Origin of the sequence: Micromonospora phytophila, from assembly GCF_023656545.1 — a bacterium.
Lineage (GTDB): Bacteria > Actinomycetota > Actinomycetes > Mycobacteriales > Micromonosporaceae > Micromonospora > Micromonospora phytophila.
Map to the genome: position 1 here is coordinate 36,624 of NZ_JAMOKF010000004.1, position 17,165 is coordinate 53,788.

Below are 17,165 nucleotides of genomic sequence, written 5' to 3' on the forward strand. Positions count from 1 at the left end.
GAGGTGTCGGTGACCATGCACTGTGAACTCGTTACGGGCAGATTTCAGCAGTACTTATACTTGATTGCAATACATAACTCGGTAACATCTGCGGCTGACTCCGCGCGTTACGACGCGCATCCAAGCCCAACCTTGGGGTGGAAGGCCAGAGTGTCGCAAACAGTCCAGTTCGCCTCGCCGCGTCGCGTCGAGGTGATAGAGCAGCCCAGCATCGAACTCGGACCTGGCCAGATCAGGGTTCGCACCAGCTATTCCGGCATTTCCGCCGGCACCGAACTGACGGCCTACCGGGGCACCAACCCCTACCTGAACAAGACCTGGGACCCCGAACTACGGCTGTTCGTCGAGGGGAGCAGCGGCCTCAACTACCCGATCGCCGGACTCGGCTACTCCGAGGTCGGCGAGGTCGTCGAGGTCGCACCCGACCTCGCCGACGACGACGATCCGGCGATCCCGGCGGTTGGCCAGCAGGTGTGGGGCATCTGGGGGCATCGCGGCGAGGCCGTGCTGCCGGTCGACCGGCTGCGCGGTCACGTGCTGCCCGACGGCCTCGACCCGGTCGCCGCGACCTTCGCCCGCGTCGGCGCGGTGGCGCTCAACGCCGTGCTCGCCGCCGACATCCACCTGGGCGAGGTGGTCGCCGTCTTCGGTCAGGGCGTGCTCGGCCTGCTCACCACCCGCCTGGTCCAGCTGAGCGGCGCCACCGCAGTCGCCGTCGACCCCGTACCGTCGCGGCTGGACAAAGCGCGCGAGTACGGCGCCGGAGCCACCATCAACGCCGCCACGGAGGCCGTCGCGCAGCAGCTGCGCCGAATCACCGAGGGCCGCGGTGCCGACGTCGCGATCGAGATCAGCGGGTCCTACCATGCGCTGCACGACGCGATCCGCTCCGTCGCCGTCGACGGCCGGGTCGTCTCCGCCGGCTTCTATCAGGGCGACGGGACCGGCCTACGACTCGGCGACGAGTTCCACCACAACCGGGTGCGACTCGTGTCCTCCCAGATCGGCGGGGTCCCACCCGAACTCGCGGGCCGGTGGAATGAGGCCCGACTCAACCACACGTTTCTCCAGCTCGCCCTCGACCGCCAGGTCGACCCGGTCGGGCTGGTCACCCATGTCATCCCGGTGGAAGAGTCGGCGCAGGCCTTCGACATGCTCGACCGCCGGCCCGAAGAGGCACTTCAGGTGGTGTTGAAGTTTTCATGATCAAGATTTCCTGTCAGGAGCAGCTGTTGCCTGGCGCGACGCTCCAGGACAAGTGGGACTTCGCCCAGCAGGCAGGCTACGACGCGATCGAGGTGCGGGGCCGAGGCGACTTCGCCCTCCGCGACCGGCTGCCCGAGCTGCGCCGCGCCGCCCGCGACGGCGTGCCCATGCCATCGGTGTGCGTGGAGATGCTGCACTTCCTCGGCGCCTTCGACGCGGACCTGCGCCGCGATGCGATCGCCCAGATGAAGTCCCAGCTGTCGGTCATCGCGGAGATCGGTGGGCCGGGCGCGGTCGCCTGCACGCCGGCCTCGTACGGCATGTTCTCCCGGCGGCTACCCCCGTTCGAACCGCCCCGCAGCGAGCAGGACGACCGCGCGGTGCTCGTCGAAGGGCTCACCGAGCTGGGCGAGCACGCCGCCCGGGAGGGAGTGGTGCTCGCTCTCGAACCGCTCAACCGCTACGAGGACCACATGGTCAACCGGCTTGAGCAGGCGGTCGAGCTGATCACCGCGGTCGGCCTCCCCTCGGTCAAGGCGCTCGCCGACACGTACCACATGAACATCGAGGAGGACGAACCCACCTCCGCCATCGTCATGGCCGCCACCCACCTCGGGCACGTGCAGGTCTCCGACTCCAACCGCTTCCAGCCCGGCGCCGGTCACCTGGACTGGGCGGCACTGCTCGGCACCCTGGACGCGATCGGCTACGACGGGCACCTCGCCGTCGAGTGCCGGCTGCGCGGCGAGCCTGCCAGAGCCGTCGCCGCCATCCCCGGTTTCCTGCGCCGCCATGCGGTGGGCGTCGCCGTATGACCATCGCACCCACCATCGAGGCCGACACCGCTCACGCCGTGTCCGAGCACCGTAGCCTCGATCGGGCCGCCCGACGGGTACTGGTGACGAACTGGCGAGTGCGCGCCACCGTGCCGGCCACCAAGCTCTATCCGCACCAGTGGAGCTGGGATTCTGCGTTCATCGCGATCGGGCTGCGCCACCTGTCCCCCACCCGCGCACAACAGGAACTCGAATCGCTGTTCGGTGCCCAGTGGCGCGACGGCCGGGTACCGCACATCGTCTTCGATCCTGACGTTGCCAGGGACGCGTACTTCCCCGGACCGGGGTTCTGGCGCTCGGGAAGCTCGAACGCCGCGGCCGTGCCGACCTCCGGGATCGTGCAACCACCCGCGCACGCCCTCGCGACCTGGGCCACGTACCGCGCCGACCCAGCGGTCGCGCACGTCCGCGGCTTCCTGCCGCGGATGTATCCCCGGCTCGTCCAGTGGCACCACTACCTGCTCACCCGACGCGACCTGGGCGGCGCCGGCCTCGCCTCGATCGTGCACCCCTGGGAGTCCGGGATGGACAACAGCCCGGCATGGGACGCCCCACTGTCCCGGATCGACCCGGTGTCGCCCGTCTCGTTCACTCGGCGCGACCTGGCACACGCGCCAGCGGCCGAGCGGCCCACCGATCTCGACTACGGCCGCTACATCAGACTGGCCAGCGACTACCGCGACGCCGGGTACGCCGACAAACCGTCGGTGCACGCCTTCGCGATCGAGGACCCGCTGTACAACGCGCTGCTGATCGCCGGCGAACACGCACTCGCCAACATCGCCGCGGCGATCGGCCGCGACCCGGCACCACACCGCGCCACGGCCGACCGCCTCACCGCCACCCTGGTGTCCCGGCTGTACGACCCGGCCGCCGAAATGTTCTTCCCGCGCGACGTACACACCGGCGAACTCGTGCGCTCCTGGTCGATCACTGGCCTGATGCCGATGATCGTGCCGGAACTGCCGGTGGCCCGGGAACTCGTCGATACCGCGCTGGGCAGCCGCTTCCGGCTCCGCGAGGCGTGCCCGCTGCCCTCCTACGACCTCACGGCACCCGACCACGCCCCGGGCCAGTATTGGAGGGGCCCGGGTTGGGTCAACACGAGCTGGCTGTTCTGGCACGGGCTGCGCCTGCACGGCGAGACGGCACTGGCCGACGACCTGCGCGAGCGGCTCCTGCACCGAGTGCTCAACACCGGGTTCCGCGAATACCTCGACCCGCTGACCGGCGCAGGACACGGCAGCGACGGGTTCAGCTGGACGGCCGCGCTGGCCCTCGACCTCATCCGCACCGCATGAACCCCTCGGTCACCGTGGCCGGAACGACCTGCCTGCTGGCCGCGGAACCCGGCGCCGATCTGGGAGCAGACCAGCTGGACGGGCTGTTCGTCGACGATTGCCGGCACCTGTCGACGCTGACGCTGCGCGTGCACGGCCAGCCACCGCGGACGCTGCGATCCTTTGGCGCCAGGTCGGTGGCCATCCCGGACACCCCGCGCGGTTCCAACCCGTCGTTCGCCGTGCACCGGCACCGCGAGGTGACGCCCGGCCGGCTGGTCGAGACCCTGACGCTGCGGTCCTACGTCGAGGAACCGCAGACCGTACGCCTCGGGTATCACCTCGCCGCCGACTTCGCCGACCAGTTCGAGCTGCGCTCCGACCGGGTTTTCGACAAGTCCGACGCGGTCCGGACCGCGACGCTCGACGGCGACCGCCTGATCCTCACCTACGAGCGGCGCGGCTTCCGGCGCAGCACCACGGTGACCGCCGCGCCCGCAGCCCGGCTGACCACCGACGGCGCGGACTGGATGCTGACGCTCGCGCCCCACGGCTCGGCGTCGGTCAGTCTCACCGTGGACGCCGGACGGCCCGCGCCGCCCATGGACGCATCCCCGCCGATGCCGCACGTGGCCCGCGACGACCTGGCCCGTTGCGTCCGACGCGGCCTCGCGGACCTTGACGCCCTCCGCCTCACCGTGCCCGGGCTGCCGACCGGCACCTACCTGCCCGCCGCCGGCGCACCCTGGTTCCTCACCGTCTTCGGCCGCGACAGCCTCGTCTCTTCGCTGTTCGCACTGCCCTACCGGCCGGAATTCGCCGCCGGCACACTGCGTGCCCTCGCCGCCTGCCTCGGCAGCCGCCATGACCCGGCCCGCATCGAGGAACCCGGCAAGGTGGTGCACGAACTGCGCACCGGCGAGCTGGCGACGCTCGGCGACGTTCCCTACGCCCGCTATTACGGCACGGTCGACGCGACCCCGTTGTTCCTGGCACTGCTGACCGCGTACCACGACCTCACCGGCGACGACGTCCTCGCCAAAGACCTCGAGGGTCCGGCGCGGGCCGCCGCCGGCTGGGTGTGCGGGCACCTCGACGCGCGCGGCTACCTGACCTACCGCACCGACGGACCGGGCCTGGTGCACCAGTGCTGGAAGGACTCCGCCGACTCGATCGCCTTCCGCGACGGCACCCCGGCCGCCGGGCCGATCGCGGTGTGCGAGGCGCAGGCGTACGCCTACCGCGGGCTGCTCGGCACGGCCCGGCTCGCCGAACGGGTGTGGGGCGACGCCACCTGGGCGACGGAGCTGGCCGCCCGCGCCCACGCGTTGCGGGCGCGGTTCGCAGCCGATTTCCGCCTGCCCGACGGTTTCGTGGCACTGGCCCTGGACGGCTCCGGCCGGGCGGTCGACGCGCTCGCCTCCAACGCCGGGCACGTGCTGTGGTCGGGCATCCTCGCCGACGACTGGGCCACGGCGGTCGCGCGGCGGCTCGCGGAGGACGATTTCTTCTCCGGCTGGGGCGTGCGCACGCTCGCCGAGGGCCAGGCGCCGTACCACCCCCTGTCCTACCACCGCGGCGGAGTGTGGCCCCACGACACCGCATTCGCCGTGGCCGGTCTGGTCGCCGCCGGCCAGCGGACCGACGCGGCGCGGATCGCAGACGGTCTGCTCGCCGCGGCCGCCCACTCCGACGACCGGCTGCCGGAGGTGCTCACCGGGCTGTCCCGCACCGCCCACGACGGTCCCGTGCCGTACCCGCACTCCTGCTCGCCGCAGGCCTGGGCCGCCGCGTCGCCGTTGGTCCTGCTGGCCGCACTGGGCTGACCTCCCGCCGTCAGTCAGGCCGCGAGACGTCGAAGCCGCGATTCGGGTGGGTCGGGTCAGAACATCGCCCACTGCCCGACGGCCGCCAGCTCTCGGTGCTGGGTGGCACTGCCGGGCAGTCCCCGCACTGCTTGGACGCGTGGGAGGTTCGCGCGTCGCGACGCCGGCGTGGGTCACCGCTGCGCGGGCGGTGCCCCGCTCGGCGTACCAACCCTTCGGGGTCCCCCGCCAAGCCAAGCACGACAGCGCCGGCCGCAACGGCGTCGACTCTCGTAACGGCACCCGCTCGAAGACGGTGTTGACCGAGATCGGGCCGTACAGATCGACGTGCCCGTGACCGGGACGGAAGCGCCGACCCGGTCATCGCCCCGCTGGCCGCCGAGATCCGGCCGTAGGACGCGGAACTCTTCCGGTGATCGCACCCGCCCACGGTCCCCTCGCTGTTAGCGTTCGGCAGTGCCCGCAGGGACTTTGCCGGGGTTGAGGGGCGACCGGGACGGTGCCGGCGCCGATTTCTTCGAGCTGACGCCGGCATAGCGGCCATGCGTCGCCGAGCGCCTGGGAGCATCCGGGCGACGAGGATCACGTCGATTCCGGGATGGCTGAACTAGATCCCGGCGCCCCAGATACTGACCACAAACGCGCCTCAATCTGCGCTTTCACGTTGCGGTGGCGTAGCCCGGTTTGCGTCGAGTTCGCACTATGCGGGGTCGAGGTTGCTGTCCACGAGGCGGGTCAGGAAGGCTTCGACAGCGTCGATGTCGTCCGCCGTCAACTGCCTCCCGAAGTGCTTCACGACCCCCCGCAGTTGGCTGCGGGAGGCCTGTTGGAAGTGGTCGTTGCCTTTCGACGTCAGGACGGCGTAGACGACGCGGCGGTCGGCGGGATCTCGTTCCCGCACCAGTAGCCCGGCGTCGCAGAGCCGGTCGAGCAGGCGGGTGATGCCGCCGGTGGTGAACAGCACCGCCTCCGCGAGTTGCCCTAGGCGCAGCCGCTGATCCGGCGCCGCGGACACGTGGGCCAACACGTCGAATTCCGCCAACGACAGGCCATGGGCGGCCTGCATCTCGCGCTCAAGCTTCTTGAGCACCAGGTTCTGGCTGACGAGATAGAGCCGCCACACCTCGAGGTAGCGGCGCGTCGATGGACGCTGCCGGTCGGTCACGAGCTGTCCCTCCCGTCATCCTGTCGTCGCGGCAACGGCGCGTCACGCCGGTGGGTATGGCGGCTGTCCACCGCCACGAAGACGAGCGCCCGGCGGTAGCGCTCGATCCACGCGGTCGGCGGCCTGCCCAGCGCGTGCCGGCCGGGTTCTTGCGTACGCCAAAGCCTATCCATAGGCAGGGCCCGCAGCGGTGGCGGTGCCGGACGGCCCTTGCGGACAGGTGACGGAGCCCACGGAACATCCAGACTCCCTGACACGCTAATGTCTGACGCGACAGATATTAGCCCGTCAGATGTCTGCCCTGCATGACCGGCGGCACGCGTTCCCGCGTCCGGCGACCGGCCGCCTCCCGCTCTGATCGAGCGCAGGCGCGCCGCAACCTTTTGAGAGGAGTGATCTGATGCTGCGTCGTGTGCCGTACAAGTGGCTGGTCGCTACAGCGTTCGTGTTCGGCCTGTTCATGGAGATCCTCGACATGACGGTGCTGAACACCGCGCTCCCAGCGCTCGGACAGCGGTTCGATGCCGACACCGCGACGCTGCAGTGGCTTGTCACCGGTTACCTGGTCAGCATGGCCGTGTTCATCCCCGCCTCGGGATGGGTAGCCGACCGGTTCGGCAGCAAACGGACATTCGTGTTCGCGCTCGCGGTGTTCACGGCAGCATCGTTGTGGGCAGGTTTCGCCGGCTCGCTCGGCGAGCTGATCACCGCCAGGGTCGTCCAGGGCGTCGGCGGGGGCCTGCTGACACCCGTCGGCACCGCGATGCTGTTCCGGGCGTTCCCACCGGTGGAGCGCGCGCAGGCCTCCGCGGTCCTGGCCATCCCGACGAGCATCGCCCCAGCGTTCGGACCCGTGCTCGGTGGCTGGATGGTCGACAACGTCTCCTGGCGCTGGATCTTCTTCCTCAAGGTTCCGATCGGCATTCTGGCGCTGATCTTCACCATGGTCGCCATCCGCGAGGAGCGGGCGGAGCGTCCCGGCCGGTTCGACATCGCCGGGTTCCTCACCGGCGGCGCCGCGCTTGCCCTTGTGCTCGTCGGCCTCGACGGCGGTGCCCGCGACGGGTGGACCACGGCGGCGGTGCTGGCCCAGCTCGGCGCCGGGCTCGCGCTGGCTGCGGCGTTCGTCGTCGTCGAACTGCGGAGCGCCGAACCCATGATCGATCTGCGGCTCCTGCGCAACCGGCTCTTCCGTACCGGAAACCTGCTGATGCTGCCCACCTCGGGGGCGCTGATGGGGGCGCTGTTCCTGGTTCCCCTGCTCCTGCAGCAGCAGATGGGCATCGACGCTACCGGTTCCGGCCTGGTGACCATGTTCCAGGCGCTGGGCATGGTGGCCCTGCTGCCGCTCGCCGGCCGCCTCTACCCGAGGTTCGGGCCTCGGCGGATGCTCGCCATCGGGTTCGTGATCACCGCGGCCTCCCTGGCGGCGCTGCTCGCCGTCAATCCCGGAACCACCCTGTGGGCGGTACGCGTGCCGCTGTTCACCATGGGCGGGGGCATGGCGCTGGCGATGATCGCTCTGCAGACCGCGACCTTCGCCGGGGTCAGCGCCGCGGCCACAGCCCGCGCCTCGTCGCTGTTCTCCACCACCCGCCAGGTGGCCGGCGCGGCCGGTGTCGCCGTGGTCGTCACCCTGCTCACCGAGCGGACCGAGACCAGACTCGCCGACCTCGGCGCCCGTGCCGGTGACGCGGCCAGCAGGAGCGAGGCGTTCTTCGCCGCCTACCACGACGTGTTCCTGTTCACCACCGCGCTAGCCGTGCTGGGCCTGCTCGTGGCGCTGCGAGTGCGTGACGCCGACGCGGCAGCAAGCATGCGCCACGCGCCCGCGACAGCGACCGAGGACGCGCGGGTGACAACCCCGTGACCGTCACCGACTGACCGCACACCCACTCATCCACACCTCACTACAAGCACGCAAGGGGTCATTGATGTTCGTCGCCGCCGTCATCCTGTCCGTTCTGCTGGCCATCGGTTTCGCCCTGGCCAGCCTTCCGAAGGTGTCCGCAGCCGACAGCATGGTCGCCGAACTCGGCAGGCTGGGCGTGTCCAACGGGCTCATCCGTCTCGTCGGGGCGCTGGAGTTCCTGGGGGCCGCCGGCCTCGTCGTCGGACTGTGGATCGGCCCCCTCGGTATCGCCGCCGCCACCGGACTCGTGCTCCTGATGGCCGGAGCCGTCATCTACCACCTCAAGGCGCACGACCCCGCGAAGAAAACCGTGCCGTCGCTGGTCCTGCTCCTGCTCAGCGCAATCACCCTCGCCCTGCGGGCCGCCAGCCTCTAACGCACCAGCTCGGAGCCCTGGCGAGCCCGCAACGACCCGACCCGACCCATTCGTAACGAGCGACTACCACCGAGGAATCAAAGTGACCAGCCTGACCACAGCCGAATCCGGTCTGCCGATCGACACGACCTTCGAGCAGCCGGCAACCGAGGAACAGTTGCAGCGTGCCGCCGCGGCGCTTCGCGACCACAACTTCGCCGTGGAGGTCGTCGACACCGTCGCGGACGCCCGCGCGCTGGTCAACCGGCTGCTACCCGCCGACAAGACGATCTTCACCGCGTCCAGCGAGACGCTACGAATCTCCGGGCTGGACGAGGACATCAACACCTCCGGCCGGTTCACCTCCCTGCGCCCGAAGCTCATGGAGCTACGCGAGGAGGGACGATTCGACGAGATGCGCGTCGCGGGCGCCGCGCCCGACGTCGTCGTCGGCAGCGTCCACGCGGTGACCGAGGACGGGCGGCTCCTCGCCGCCTCCGGCAGCGGAAGCCAACTCAGCCTCTACAGCTTCAGCGCGGCCCAGAGCATCTGGGTCGTCGGCGCCCAGAAGATCGTGCCCGACCTCGACACCGCCCTGCGGCGCATCGAGACCTACTCCTATCCACGAGAGGACGCCCGGTTCCGCGCCATTTCCGGGACTCCCGCCATGCTCTCCAAGATCCTCATCATCAACCGCGAGATGTTCCCCGAACGCGGCAGCGTCGTACTCGTCCGCGAACCCATCGGCTACTGACCACCCTCACCAGCGAGAACGCCATGAAGACCATCTCCACAACACGCACATCGATCGACGCAAGGGAAAGGATCGACCATGTCTGAGAAACGAAGCATCCTGGTCACCGGGGCCACTGGGCAGCAGGGCGGTGCCGTCACCCGCCATCTGCTCACTGCAGCCGAGTGGCGCGTGCTCGCGCTCGTGCGTGACCCTGACACGCCCGCAGCCGTCGCGCTGCGCGAGGCGGGTGCCGAACTCGTCCGCGGCAACCTCGACGACGCCCAGTCGCTACGCGAGGCGCTGGCCGGGGTCTACGGAGTGTTCAGCGTGCAGACCTTCATGGGCCCAGACGGCGTCGTCGGCGAGATCCGCCAGAGCAGAGCCCTTACCGACGCTGCCAAGGAAGCCGGCGTGCAGCACTTCGTCTACAGCTCGATCGACGGTGCGGACCGGGACAGTGGGGTACCGCATTTCGAGAGCAAGCATCGCGGCGAACAGTACATCCGGTCTCTCGGGCTGCCAGCCACGATCCTGCGGCTGGTTTCCTTCATGGACAACTTCGCCACCTACGCCACCCCGCCGCTGATCGACGACACGATCGTCATGAGCTGGCCGCCGAAGCCGGACACCAAACTGCAGATGATCGCCGTGGATGACATCGGAGCGTTCGCCGCGTTGGCATTCGCCCAGCCTGACGAGTTCATCGGCCGCACGATCGCTCTCGCCGGCGACGAGTTGACCATGACCGAGGTCGTCGAGACCTTCACCAAGGTCACCGGCATTCCAGCACGCTACACCGAGCAGGACATTGAGCAGGTACGCGCCTATAGCGAGGACCTCGCCGCGATGTACGAGTTCTTCGAGAACAAGGGCTTCCAGGCCGACATCCCGGCGCTGCGCAAGATGTACCCGCAGCTCACCACGCTCGAAGACTGGCTACGCCGCACCAACTGGCAGCCTGCACCCGCCTCCGACAGCTGGGGCGTCTAACCGACGGGCCGGAGGTGGCGTAACCACGCACCAACTCCGGCCCGGCCATGGTTCGGGCGCTCTTGCCGCATGTCGGGCACAGGCAGGTCGGACGGAAGCCGCAATTCACCCATCTTGGCTCAGCCAAAGGTGCGCGGTGACGACGACACGTTGGCGTCCTGCCCCAGCCGACCCAACGCCCGGTATCACGCCGCCGAGCGCGAGCCCTAACCGGTCCACAGCTAACCCACCCGCGCCTGGGCCGCCTACCCCTTCCTTCGGGCGGCGGCCCAGGCCACCAGCACCGAAGGACCGGCTATGAGCCCGATCGCCGAACGCTCACCGGTGAGCGTCACCAGTCGCCTGCCGGCCGCCACACGCACCACCGCGCCACCACCGGCGGCCGGATCCACCGCGCCACGTCCGCGGCCGTGGCGAGAACTGCTCCTGATCGCCGCGCACTTCCTGGCCTACAAGCTCGGCCGGCTCGCCATCGCCGGGCACGTCGCGGTGGCGTACGACAACGCCGAGCGCGTCTGGCGCCTCGAACGCGGCCTGCACCTGCCCGACGAGGCCGCCGTTCAGCACGCACTGCTGGACAACGACACTCCCGTGCAGGCCAACGGTTTCTACGCCTACGTGCATTTTCCCGCCACCGCCGCCTCCCTGCTGTGGATGTACCTGCGCCGCCCCACCCACTACCGATGGGCCAGGCGGACGCTGGCCGCACTGACCGCGGCGGCACTGGGGGTACACCTGTTGTTCGCCTTCGCCCCGCCGCGCATCCTCGCCGGGATCGACGTCATCGGCACCGCGGCCAGGTACGGGCCATCCGTGTACGGGTCACCGCAGACCGACGGGCTGATCAACCAGTACGCCGCGATGCCCTCCCTCCACGTCGGGTGGGCCATGGTGGTCGCCATCGGCCTGGTCGCCACCACGCGCAGCCGGTGGCGGTGGCTGTGGCTGGCCTACCCCGCCATCACCACCCTCGTCGTGGTCGGCACCGCCAACCACTACTGGCTCGACCCTGTGGTCGCCGGCGCTTTGCTTGCCGGCGTACTAGTCATCCTGCGCCAACCGCCCGGCCGCGTCGCATGGCACGCCTCAACCAGTCGCCTCCGGCAACTCCGCAATGTGGCTGCGATCGGCGCCGGCCCGCCGCCCGCCCGGTGTGCCGGGATGTCGCGATGAACAGCCTCGGGCTGTCGATCGCGCTTGCCGTTGCCTCCGCCGCCGCGTACGCCGCGGCGGCCGTACTTCAGGAGCGGCTCGCCGCCTCGCACACCGCCGAGCCAGCCTTGACCTTCACCCTGCTCGCCGTGCTGCGGCGCCGCCGATGGTGGCTGACCGTCGCACTCAACGCCACCGGAGCTCTCCTGCATGTCGCGGCCCTGCGGTACGGGCCGTTGACCGTCGTGCAACCACTTGGCGTGCTCACCCTCGTCCTCGCCCTACCCCTCTCCGCCGCAGTCATCCGGCGACGCGTCACCCGCACCGAGTGGCGCGGCGCGGCGATGACCACGACAGGAGTGGCCGGGCTGATGGTCCTTACCTTCTCCGCCAAGCCGATTGAAGCGCTGGGAACACCTGAAGCCCTCGCCATCATCGCGTCAACAGCGGTGGCCCTCGCAGCGCTGGTGTCAACTGCGGCCGGAACGCGTCGCCCCCTGTCTAGCAGTCTGCTGCACGCGACCGGGTCGGGCCTCGCCTTCGGTGTCTCGTCGGCGCTGACCCAGACCCTCACCGTGCACCTGTCCGAGCGAGGACCGGGCGCACTCCTGGCACCAGCGGGCGCGGCCGTGACCATCGCTGTCGTTGCCTTGGCCGCCGCCGGCTTGCTGCTCTCCCAAGCGGCCTATCGCGGCGGGCTCGGCGCACCACTCGCCGCCGCGACCTTGGCCAACCCGGCCGCCGCAGCCGCCATCGGTCTGGCAATGCTTGGGGAGCACCACACCACGGGTGCGGCGGGAATCGCTCTCACCCTCGGCACCGCAGCAGTCGCCAGCCGCGGCGTCATCCTGCTCGCCACCGGCCTTAACCGGCAGCCACCAGAACCGCCCTTCCCCGCACCTCCGGCGCAGGTAACGTCAACCCGTGAATAGTCGATCAGTTCATCCGCTCCCCAGGCGTTCAACGAAGGCATGAATCTCCTGGCGTGCGGTGGCACCGGTCGCGGTGACCAGCAGCGGACCGGTCAGCTCGGACCGACCCTGTCAACCGTGAGTGTCACGCGCCCATACGAGTACCTAGTGCTGAAGCAGCAAGTGCTCGTCTTACGCGGCAAGGCCGCCTGGCCGCGGCGGGGTGAGTCAGCCGTACGCCAGCTGGGCGACGGTGGCGGCGCGGGGGTTGACCAGCCATTGCCCGGCGACGTGGACGGTGGGGACGGTCTCGTTGCCGTTGGCGACGGCGCGCACGGCGGCGGCCGCATCCGGGTCGGCCCAGATGTCGACCTCGGTGAACGCGACGTTGCGGCGGCGCAGGCCGCGGCGCAGCAGATAGCAGTACGGGCAGCCGGGTCGGCTGTAGACGGTGACCGGTGCCTGCCCGCCCGGCCCGCTCATTGGGCGGCCGGACCGTCGGCGGGCCGGGTGGCGCTGCCGCGGACGTGCGAGGCGGCGGGGCTGCTCGGGCCGGTCGGCGGGAATCGGAAGCGGTGCAGCTCATCGACGGCGAACCCGGCGCCGGTGATGGCGGTGACGGTGTCGCGGCCGGTGCGGCACCCGCCGAACAGCCGCGGCCAAAGCGTCGCGTCGGCGAGGCGCTGCGCGCGGCGCATCGCGCCCGGGGCGTCGGCGGCGACGTGCTCGAAGAAACGCAGCTGCCCGCCCGGGCGCAGCACCCGCCGGATCTCGGCCAGCGCGGCAGCCTGATCCGGCACGGTGCATAACACCAGCGCGGTGACGGCGGCGTCGAACTCGCCGCCACCGGCGGGCAGAGCCTCGGCCACGCCGTCGACCACCCGCACCGGTACCGGCGCGGTGGCGGCGGCGGCCAGCGCCGCGGCCCGCAACCGTGGCTCGGGTTCGACCGCGACGACCTCGGTGACCTGCGGCGGGTAGTGCGCGAAGGTCCGGCCGTTGCCGGCGCCGATCTCGATGACCCGGCCACTAAGCCCGGCGACCAGGTCGCGGCGGTGTTCGGCGCCGCCGGCGCGGTCCATCATCACGCTGAGGCGTTCGTAGACCCGGGCGAACACCGGATGCGACACCGACGCCATGACTCCTCCACCCCGTGCGGTCGGCGTTCCCGGCGTGGAGACTCGGCCGCTAGCGTCATCGTGGAGGCTATACATAGTGGATGCCATACACAATCCCGCCGGATGGCGGCCAGGTGCCGGGTTCCCGGGGGCGCTGGAGCGGCTGTTCGCATTCGCGGCGACCGAGCAGTACATGCAGGCGGGGCTGGTCGCGCGTGGGCTGACGCGGGCGCGGGTGACAGTGATCTGGCAGCTGCACCGGCAGGGCCCGGTCACGCAGCAGCAGATCGTCCGCACGATCGGCGTGACGGCCCGCAACGTCGCCGCCCTGCTTGAGGGGCTGCAGGCGTACGGGTTCGTGCAGCGCGACCCACACCCGGTCGACCGGCGGGCGCTGCTGGTGCGACTCACCGACGCCGGGGCGGCGGTCGCCCGGCAGCTCGCCACCGACTACAAAGCCGCGTCAGCCCGGCTGTGCGCCGGGATGCCGGCCGAGCAGGTGCGCCAGTTCCTGGCCACCCTGGACCCGCTCACGGCGCGGCTGGCGCCGGCTGCCACGGACGATCCGGGTCGGTGACCGCCGCGCCGGCGGTGACCTGCACCGCGTAGGTGGGCCGGTCGGCCGAGGGCACGGGGCCCAGGTAGGTGTGCCCGGTGAGGTGGCACCAGGCGGGCAGGTCCAGCGGCGCGGCCGGATCGGTGGCGATCAGATGCAAGACTGTGGAGGATATTGACCCACCCGTTGTCCAGGTCGACACCGGGCGCCGACCACCTTCAACGCGCCCTGACAGACCCGCTCGGCGATGACTTCGCTGTGGCCGAGCATCTGCGCGCCTGGATGTTGGCGCGCACGGCGTTCTCGACCGGGTCACCCGGCTGGTCCATCAGCGGGGCGACGATCGGGCGCAGCGCGTCGACGAGGGCGCCGATGTGACCCAGCGCCGAGCCGCCCTCCCGGATGGCGTCGATGGTCGCGCCGATGGCGTCGCATCGCTCATGCCCCAGCACGACGATCAGTGGGCAGCCGAACTCCTCCACGGCGAACTCGACGCTGCCGAGCAGCAGGTCGTCGACGATGGTCCCGGCCACCCGGTTGTCGAACACGTCGCCCAGCCCCTGGTCGAAGAGCACCTCCGGGGCGACTCGGGAGTCGGCGCAGCCGACGGTGATGGCGAACGGGTGCTGGCCGGCCGTCAGCCGGTGCAGGTCATCCGACCCCTGGTGCGGGTGTCGGCACTTGCCGGCCGCGAAACGCCGGTTGGCGCTGAGCAGACGGGCGAGCGCCTTGTCCGGGCTGGTGACCGGCGGCTGGGTCGAGCGGGCGGCAGCGGGGCGGGCGGCAGCGGTCACGCCCAGGGCGACTACGGCGGCAGTACCCCCGGTCGCCAAAAACGACCGGCGGGAGAAGGCCTGACGCCAGTACGGTCCTCCAGGCAGTGGTGAAAGCTTGGTGTGAAGCAGGACGCTGCACCGACTCCGACCTGCGAAAAGGCAAGACCGCAGGCCGGGGCGTATGCCATTGGGTGCCGTTCGGTGCCGTTGAATGCACTTCAACGCCGTTCAGTGCACCCGGCTGCTCCCAACGCGCTCCCCCGATCCCCGCCCCACACGGACCCACTCGGTCAGCCGGGACAGTCTGCCTAACGCAGGGCCGTCCGCGCTGCGGCACGAAGCGAGCGATCCGACGGTGGGCACGGACGGTGACGAGCGCGCTCGCGGACGCCGCGCTTTGTCAGCGGCAGATGTATCTGTCGATTCTACACGGTCCGCTGGTGGCACTGTCGCTACCGGCGGATCGTCTCGCTGTCGAGTCCTGCGGGCCGGCGGCCCGGCGCGGTGGTTAGGCTTTACGGATGCAGGGGGCGGTGTGCTGGAGCGACCTCGATGGCTGACGCCGACGATGTTCGTCAGCAGGCGCTGGCGCTGCCTCATGTGGTCGAGATCGACAGTGACGGCTTCGACTTCCGGGTCGCCGTGCGTCGAGGATACGGAGCTGTTGCTGGGCGATCCCGTCGTGCCCGATGAGGTCGTGCGGTCGCGGTGACCGTTCAGCCCGGCGGTGGCCGTCGCCCGCGCGGGAGCGGGGGAAGAGCGGGCCGACCGTCTTCACTGACCGAGCTTTGCCACTGTCAGCAACACCACCGCGTCCTCGTGGGCGACCAGGCGGTGCCGCTCCGGTGGCACGAGGATCAGGTCCCCCTGGCGTCCGGTCCAGCTTGCCGCGGAACCGATCAGTTCGACCCGCCCCCGCAGCACCAGCACTGTCGCCTGGCCCGGGTTCTCGTGCTCGCTGAGCTCGACCCCGCGACGCAACGCGATGATCGTCTGTCGCAGCGTACGTTCATGTCCGCCGAAGACGGTCTCGGCGCTGCGACCGGACTCGGATGCCGCCGCCCGCTCGCTATGCTCGCGGGCCAGCGCGTCCAGGCTGAGTTTCTGCACCTCTCGCCCACCTGTCTGTTCAACCGGAACGACGCCACCGCCTCGGCGGATGCCGGAACGTCGTACTTGACAGCGTCGGATAGAGCGAGAATACCGATCTCGGGCCGCCAGCCGGTGTGGTCGGCGGAAGTCGTCAGCGCAGCCGTAGGACCAGCGAGATGCCCAGCCACGCCACCGTGACCAGCTTGATCGCTTCCATGGCGATGTATACCACGTGCAGGTGGGAGGCGACTGGTTGCCCACCGGCGATGATCTGCTGCGCCCGTACGTCGAGCAGGGGTCGCATGACGAAGGCCCGGGTCAGCAAGACCGCCCCGGTGACCGCAACGAGCGTCCATCGAACTGCCCCGGCGCCAGCGCCGACCAGCGCCAGAGCAAGCAGGAGGAACAGCGTCAGCTCCGCCACATTGAATGCGCGGAACACCATGGTGCCGGTCGAACGGGGTGGCGCGACGGCGTCGCGGGCGGCGAAGGTCGGTGCGGGGGTCGCCAACGGGTCGAGGGTCGGGCCGGGTTCTGATGTTCCGCCGCCGGCTGCGCTGGCGGAGGCGCCACGCCCACCGACACAATCTGGAGGGTCATGCCGGCCTGGCGATGTCCGGGCAGGGAGCACCACCCCCGATCGCCGCCCTGTCGACTCCCGCGCCCAGGCGGACCGATTCACCCCGGCCACCAGTGGGGTCCGAGTGCCAGGTCCTGAGATCCGACGGCCGGCGGCCGGTTGCCAATGGCAGGTCAGCCACCCGATGAGCGCGACTGACCTGGTGGGCGACGGACGAGTCGACCTGTACGCGGCGGGGCCCGGTCAGGACGAGGGTTGGCGGGTCCGAATGGTGTGGTGCTCGCTGCCCGTGCCGCCGTTGAGGCGCCGCAGCATCGACTGCGCGATCCGGCCGGCCTGCGCCTTGGCCAGCTCGGCCTTGGGGCCGGCGTGCCGGTCGTCGATGGTGCCGCACCACAGCTCCCACCAGCGGTCGAAGTGCCGCTCGGCCAGGGGCTCCCGTCGGTGCAGGTCCACATGCAGGCGGAAGGCGCTCCCGTGGTACGCGCCGGTGCGGAACAGCACGGTCTCCCAGAAGTCGCACATGATCGGCAGGTGGGCCGTGAGGTCCATCCGAGCCACGTCGATGAAGACCGGACCGAGCAGGTCGTCGGCGAAGGCCCGGCGGTAGAAGTCGGTCACCAGGGCGGTGATGTCGGCGCGGTCGGCGATGTCGGCCATGGGACCCTCCTTTT

19 protein-coding genes are annotated in these 17,165 nt (G+C 70.4%); 11 read left to right on the forward strand and 8 right to left on the reverse strand.

All coding sequences use genetic code 11. The features are described from left to right. Positions 1-150 precede the first annotated feature (150 nt). The 4 genes from NCC78_RS01415 to NCC78_RS01430 are packed head-to-tail and all read left to right on the forward strand — an operon-like array spanning position 151 to position 5,148. Positions 151-1,206: a zinc-dependent alcohol dehydrogenase gene (locus NCC78_RS01415; protein WP_250791214.1), complete on the forward strand. Its 1,056-nt coding sequence runs from the start codon at positions 151-153 to the stop codon at positions 1,204-1,206. Next, entirely contained in the window at positions 1,203-2,021 is an 819-nt protein-coding gene (locus NCC78_RS01420; RefSeq protein WP_250791215.1) for a sugar phosphate isomerase/epimerase family protein, read from the forward strand. Before NCC78_RS01415 ends, NCC78_RS01420 begins: the two co-directional genes overlap by 4 nt. Then, positions 2,018-3,343: an MGH1-like glycoside hydrolase domain-containing protein gene (locus NCC78_RS01425; protein ID WP_250791216.1), complete on the forward strand. Its 1,326-nt coding sequence runs from the start codon at positions 2,018-2,020 to the stop codon at positions 3,341-3,343. The genes NCC78_RS01420 and NCC78_RS01425 overlap by 4 nt, the downstream gene beginning before the upstream one ends. Further along, positions 3,340-5,148, forward strand: coding sequence for an amylo-alpha-1,6-glucosidase (locus NCC78_RS01430; protein ID WP_250791217.1), 1,809 nt, complete (start codon positions 3,340-3,342; stop codon positions 5,146-5,148). The genes NCC78_RS01425 and NCC78_RS01430 overlap by 4 nt, the downstream gene beginning before the upstream one ends. Positions 5,149-5,848: 700 nt before the next feature. On the opposite strand, the gene NCC78_RS01435 is transcribed toward NCC78_RS01430, so the two are convergent. Then, positions 5,849-6,313, reverse strand: a complete 465-nt coding sequence (locus NCC78_RS01435; RefSeq protein ID WP_250791218.1) for a MarR family winged helix-turn-helix transcriptional regulator — start codon at positions 6,311-6,313, stop codon at positions 5,849-5,851. Positions 6,314-6,713: 400 nt separating this feature from the next. Between NCC78_RS01435 and NCC78_RS01440 the strand changes: the two genes are divergently transcribed. The 6 genes from NCC78_RS01440 (at position 6,714) to NCC78_RS01465 (ending at position 12,390) form a co-directional block, all read left to right on the forward strand. Then, complete coding sequence (locus NCC78_RS01440) at positions 6,714-8,183, forward strand: DHA2 family efflux MFS transporter permease subunit (protein ID WP_250791219.1); 1,470 nt, start codon at positions 6,714-6,716, stop codon at positions 8,181-8,183. 64 nt (positions 8,184-8,247) lie between these two features. Beyond that, on the forward strand, positions 8,248-8,601 hold the full coding sequence (locus NCC78_RS01445; protein ID WP_250791220.1) for a DoxX family protein: 354 nt from the start codon (positions 8,248-8,250) through the stop codon (positions 8,599-8,601). An 82-nt stretch (positions 8,602-8,683) separates the two neighbouring features. After that, positions 8,684-9,334 (forward strand): LUD domain-containing protein, encoded by a 651-nt coding sequence (locus NCC78_RS01450; RefSeq protein WP_250791221.1) that lies wholly within the window; start codon positions 8,684-8,686, stop codon positions 9,332-9,334. Positions 9,335-9,412: 78 nt separating this feature from the next. Beyond that, complete coding sequence (locus NCC78_RS01455) at positions 9,413-10,306, forward strand: NmrA/HSCARG family protein (protein WP_250791222.1); 894 nt, start codon at positions 9,413-9,415, stop codon at positions 10,304-10,306. 297 nt (positions 10,307-10,603) lie between these two features. Then, positions 10,604-11,479: a phosphatase PAP2 family protein gene (locus NCC78_RS01460; RefSeq protein ID WP_250791223.1), complete on the forward strand. Its 876-nt coding sequence runs from the start codon at positions 10,604-10,606 to the stop codon at positions 11,477-11,479. Beyond that, positions 11,476-12,390: a DMT family transporter gene (locus NCC78_RS01465; RefSeq protein WP_250791224.1), complete on the forward strand. Its 915-nt coding sequence runs from the start codon at positions 11,476-11,478 to the stop codon at positions 12,388-12,390. The genes NCC78_RS01460 and NCC78_RS01465 overlap by 4 nt, the downstream gene beginning before the upstream one ends. A gap of 207 nt (positions 12,391-12,597) precedes the next feature. On the opposite strand, the gene NCC78_RS31920 is transcribed toward NCC78_RS01465, so the two are convergent. Then, positions 12,598-12,852: a glutaredoxin family protein gene (locus tag NCC78_RS31920; RefSeq protein ID WP_284706200.1), complete on the reverse strand. Its 255-nt coding sequence runs from the start codon at positions 12,850-12,852 to the stop codon at positions 12,598-12,600. Then, positions 12,849-13,508 (reverse strand): class I SAM-dependent methyltransferase, encoded by a 660-nt coding sequence (locus tag NCC78_RS01480; protein ID WP_250791225.1) that lies wholly within the window; start codon positions 13,506-13,508, stop codon positions 12,849-12,851. Before NCC78_RS01480 ends, NCC78_RS31920 begins: the two co-directional genes overlap by 4 nt. A 76-nt stretch (positions 13,509-13,584) precedes the next feature. Here NCC78_RS01480 and NCC78_RS01485 point away from each other — a divergent pair, with 76 nt between their 5' ends. Continuing rightward, positions 13,585-14,064: a MarR family winged helix-turn-helix transcriptional regulator gene (locus NCC78_RS01485; RefSeq protein ID WP_250791226.1), complete on the forward strand. Its 480-nt coding sequence runs from the start codon at positions 13,585-13,587 to the stop codon at positions 14,062-14,064. Here NCC78_RS01485 and NCC78_RS01490 read toward each other — a convergent pair. The 5 genes from NCC78_RS01490 to NCC78_RS01510 all read right to left on the reverse strand — a co-directional run bounded on the left by NCC78_RS01490 (position 14,018) and on the right by NCC78_RS01510 (position 17,151). Then, complete coding sequence (locus tag NCC78_RS01490) at positions 14,018-14,203, reverse strand: sulfurtransferase TusA family protein (RefSeq protein ID WP_250791227.1); 186 nt, start codon at positions 14,201-14,203, stop codon at positions 14,018-14,020. The genes NCC78_RS01485 and NCC78_RS01490 overlap by 47 nt on opposite strands. Positions 14,204-14,261: 58 nt before the next feature. Continuing rightward, the gene (locus NCC78_RS01495) at positions 14,262-14,837 is read right to left on the reverse strand and encodes a carbonic anhydrase (RefSeq protein WP_250791228.1); all 576 of its coding nucleotides are present in this window, start codon (positions 14,835-14,837) and stop codon (positions 14,262-14,264) included. Positions 14,838-15,593: 756 nt separating this feature from the next. Beyond that, positions 15,594-15,929, reverse strand: coding sequence for a cupin domain-containing protein (locus NCC78_RS01500; protein ID WP_210778567.1), 336 nt, complete (start codon positions 15,927-15,929; stop codon positions 15,594-15,596). Positions 15,930-16,062: 133 nt separating this feature from the next. Then, positions 16,063-16,422, reverse strand: coding sequence for a hypothetical protein (locus NCC78_RS01505; protein ID WP_250791229.1), 360 nt, complete (start codon positions 16,420-16,422; stop codon positions 16,063-16,065). A gap of 312 nt (positions 16,423-16,734) precedes the next feature. Then, positions 16,735-17,151 (reverse strand): group III truncated hemoglobin, encoded by a 417-nt coding sequence (locus NCC78_RS01510; protein WP_250791230.1) that lies wholly within the window; start codon positions 17,149-17,151, stop codon positions 16,735-16,737. Positions 17,152-17,165: the final 14 nt, after the last annotated feature.

What these genes read in the sequence shown, in the direction of transcription:
- NCC78_RS01420 (WP_250791215.1), top strand. Translation starts at nt 1,203, where the DNA reads ATGATCAAGATTTCCTGTCAGGAGCAGCTGTTGCCTGGCGCGACGCTC.
- NCC78_RS31920 (WP_284706200.1), bottom strand. Translation starts at nt 12,852, where the DNA reads ATGAGCGGGCCGGGCGGGCAGGCACCGGTCACCGTCTACAGCCGACCC.
- NCC78_RS01460 (WP_250791223.1), top strand. Translation starts at nt 10,604, where the DNA reads ATGAGCCCGATCGCCGAACGCTCACCGGTGAGCGTCACCAGTCGCCTG.
- NCC78_RS01445 (WP_250791220.1), top strand. Translation starts at nt 8,248, where the DNA reads ATGTTCGTCGCCGCCGTCATCCTGTCCGTTCTGCTGGCCATCGGTTTC.
- NCC78_RS01480 (WP_250791225.1), bottom strand. Translation starts at nt 13,508, where the DNA reads ATGGCGTCGGTGTCGCATCCGGTGTTCGCCCGGGTCTACGAACGCCTC.
- NCC78_RS01425 (WP_250791216.1), top strand. Translation starts at nt 2,018, where the DNA reads ATGACCATCGCACCCACCATCGAGGCCGACACCGCTCACGCCGTGTCC.
- NCC78_RS01465 (WP_250791224.1), top strand. Translation starts at nt 11,476, where the DNA reads ATGAACAGCCTCGGGCTGTCGATCGCGCTTGCCGTTGCCTCCGCCGCC.
- NCC78_RS01510 (WP_250791230.1), bottom strand. Translation starts at nt 17,151, where the DNA reads ATGGCCGACATCGCCGACCGCGCCGACATCACCGCCCTGGTGACCGAC.
- NCC78_RS01455 (WP_250791222.1), top strand. Translation starts at nt 9,413, where the DNA reads ATGTCTGAGAAACGAAGCATCCTGGTCACCGGGGCCACTGGGCAGCAG.
- NCC78_RS01430 (WP_250791217.1), top strand. Translation starts at nt 3,340, where the DNA reads ATGAACCCCTCGGTCACCGTGGCCGGAACGACCTGCCTGCTGGCCGCG.
- NCC78_RS01440 (WP_250791219.1), top strand. Translation starts at nt 6,714, where the DNA reads ATGCTGCGTCGTGTGCCGTACAAGTGGCTGGTCGCTACAGCGTTCGTG.